This window comes from Kitasatospora sp. NPDC091257 (assembly GCF_044757675.1).
Lineage (GTDB): Bacteria > Actinomycetota > Actinomycetes > Streptomycetales > Streptomycetaceae > Kitasatospora > Kitasatospora lactacystinica.
Map to the genome: position 1 here is coordinate 1 of NZ_JBIVVI010001197.1, position 2,717 is coordinate 2,717.

Annotated in this window: 2 protein-coding genes; both read right to left on the reverse strand. The window is 74.5% G+C overall.

Annotated elements, in window-relative coordinates; all coding sequences use genetic code 11:
- Positions 1 to 54 precede the first annotated feature (54 nt).
- Positions 55 to 1,500 carry a hypothetical protein gene (locus ACIQOV_RS36235; RefSeq protein WP_401055060.1) on the reverse strand — a complete coding sequence of 482 codons (1,446 nt, stop codon included), beginning with the start codon at positions 1,498 to 1,500 and terminating at the stop codon, positions 55 to 57.
- 265 nt (positions 1,501 to 1,765) lie between these two features.
- Positions 1,766 to 2,717, reverse strand: a 952-nt coding sequence (locus ACIQOV_RS36240; RefSeq protein WP_401055061.1) for an SUKH-4 family immunity protein, incomplete at its 5' end; no start/stop codon positions are given.

The window sequence follows — 2,717 nt, forward strand, 5'->3', positions numbered from 1 at the left end:
ACCGCCTCTCACCGGGCGGTCGGGGCCTTCGCGGCGCGCGGTCGGGCGCGCCGGTCAGCGGCGGTTGTAGCTCACCGTGTGGGGGGTCGCGTAGTCGCTGCCGTCGTCCACGATGATGATCTTCGGAACGATCCGGGTCTCGGCCTCCGAGGACCGCCCGTCGCCCTTCCCGGCCGCGGCCGGCCCGTCGACCGCCTTCGCCTCGGCCGTTCCCTCAGCCGCTCCTTCGGCCGTTCCCTCGGCCCCGGCCGTCCCCTCGACCGTCTCCTCGGCGGGCGGCGAGGCCGGCTTCGGCGGCACCGGGCCGGTCGCCACGGGCCCGCCGATGGCCCTGGTGGCGCTGCTGCCGACCACCGGCGTCCGCAGCACGGTCGCCGACCTCTCCCGGGCGGGGGCCTTGGCCCCGGCGGGAGCCGCGGGAGTCAGGGTCTTGCGCAGGTCGGCCACCGGGATCTCCCCGGTGTCCGCCTCCGAGTCCACCGGCGAGGCGTCGACGACCGCGTCCGCGACCGCGTCCCGCGGAGCGGGGGGCGCGGGCGCCGCGACGGGCACGACGGTCCCGACGGAGTCCTGGGCGGCCCGGGCGGCCGCGACGGCGGCCGCCGCCACCTCGGGCTCGATCTGGCCGACCGCCGCCCCGGTGAGCGAGGCCAGCGTGGCCTTGATGTGGTCCAGGTGCTGCTGCACCGTCTCCAGCCGGGTGTCGAACTCGCGCTGCTCGCGCTCGCTCTCCGCGTTGATCTTCTCGGCCTCCCGGCGGGCCTGCTCGACCAGTTGGTCGGCCTTGGCCTGGGCGTCCGTCTCCAGCTGCTTGATCCGGTTCAGCACCGTCTCCCGCTGCTGCTCCGCCTCCTTGACCTTGCGCTCGGCGGTCGCCGAGACCTCGGCGTCCTCGGCGTCGGCCGCGGCCTGGGCGGCGGCGAAGGTCTCGTCGGCCTTGCGGCGCCGGGCGGCCAGCTCAGCCTCGGCCTGCTCGCTGGCCTCGGCGGCGGCCACCCGCACCTTGGCGGCGTACGCGGTCGCGGCGTCCCGCGCGGAACGGCTCTCCCGGTCGGTGTCGGACCGGATGCCCTCGGCCTCGGCCCGGGTCCGCTCCTCGGTGCGGCGGGCGGCCGCGTCCGCGTCGGTACGGGTCGTGGTGCTGTACTCCTTGGCGGCGCGGTCGGCGGCCTGCCCCGCCTCGTAAACCTCGTCCCGCAGGTCCTCGGCGAAGCGCTCGGCCTTCTCCCGGACGGCGCGCGCCTCGTTCTCGGCCATTGCGGCCAGTCCGGCGGCCTGCTCGCTGAGTACCTGGTAGTCGGGTTCCGGGGCCTCCTCGGCAGTCCGGCGGATGTCGGCCAGCCGGGCCTCCATCTGCCGGATGCCGGCGCCCAGGACGCTCAACCGTTCCCACGCCTCGTCACGCTGCGCGGTGAGGGCGGCGAGGGCTCGGTCGACCTGCTCGGGCACGTAGCCACGGCGGGCCTGGGTGAAGCCGTACTGGGGGACGGCGTCGCTCATGGGCTCTTCCCCTCGTTTCGCGGGCTGCGGAGCCCATGATCGGACGGAACGGACGGATCCGGAACCGGTTCGGTGCCCCGGGCCGGATTCCGTCGTCGTGCGGACCGGAATATGTCGAGGACGAGACGAATAGACCCATCCTCTTGACCTATTTTGCGCAGATCTGGGCGAAACCCCAACGAGGCACAGCTGCGGAGGCATGCCGGAGGGGCCGTTCCGGGCACCGGAACGACCCCTCCCACCTGCGAGGACCTGCGACGGTCCGCTACAGCAGGCCGTCCCAGAACTGCTCCAGCAGCACGGCCCACCAGGTGTCCGCGTTCTGCAGGGCCGCCGGGTCGATCGCGGCGAGCTGGGCCTGGAAGTCGGTCGTCCAGCGACCGGCCTGGTCCGGGGTCAGCCCGTACCGCAGCCGCCACATCCGGCCCAGCAGGGCCATCGAGCGGACGAACTCCGGTACACCGCTGTTGACGAACCGGGGCGGCTGACCGGTTCCATCGATGTCCACGGCCACCACGTGCGCGGTGCCGTACTGGACGCACAGCTGCCGTCCGTAGTCGTTGCCCAGCACCAGGTAGCCGCCGAAGTCCGGGCCCGCGGCCAGGCCGCGCTCGGCGGCCAGCTCGGCGAGCGTCGGGATCGGGCGGCCCTCCTGCGCCTGCGCCCAGAAGAACGGCCCGAAGTCGCGCGGCAGCCCGGCCCACATCAGGGTCTGGGACACCGGCTCGGGCACGCCCTGGCGGGAGACGGCGCGCTGCTCGTACCGGAACAGGTTCTGCCCGAAGGCGGCGCCGGTCTCCTGGGCGAGCTGCTGCGGCGGGAGCGGCGGCAGCGCCTGGACCGTCCCGGGCGCGGGCGGCGGCACCCGGAACGGGCGGACCCGCTGGGCGCCGGACGCCAGCTGGTGCAGCTCGTCCAGATGGTCGAGCAGCTCGGCCATCCCGGCCTGCCGGGACGCGTGGTCGCGGCCGTACGGGGCGGTGTGGGTGAGCCGGACGTTCGGCCAGGACGCGGCGATCATGCGGTTGCAGTAGCCGCCCGGCAGGTCGCACGACTCCAGCTCGGTGTAGAGCTCCAGCACCTGCTCCGGCGGCACGTTGAGCCGGCGCAGGTCCTGCAGGATCTTCCACTCCGGGTGCGGGGTGCCGGGCTCGCTGCGGTGCAGCAGCTTCTGCTCCGAGCCGTCCGGGCCCCGGTAGCTGAGCGCGGCGAAGTAC

Bases quoted from the DNA above. Each gene is read 5' to 3' on its own strand.
- ACIQOV_RS36235 (WP_401055060.1), bottom strand. From the start codon at position 1,500: ATGAGCGACGCCGTCCCCCAGTACGGCTTCACCCAGGCCCGCCGTGGC.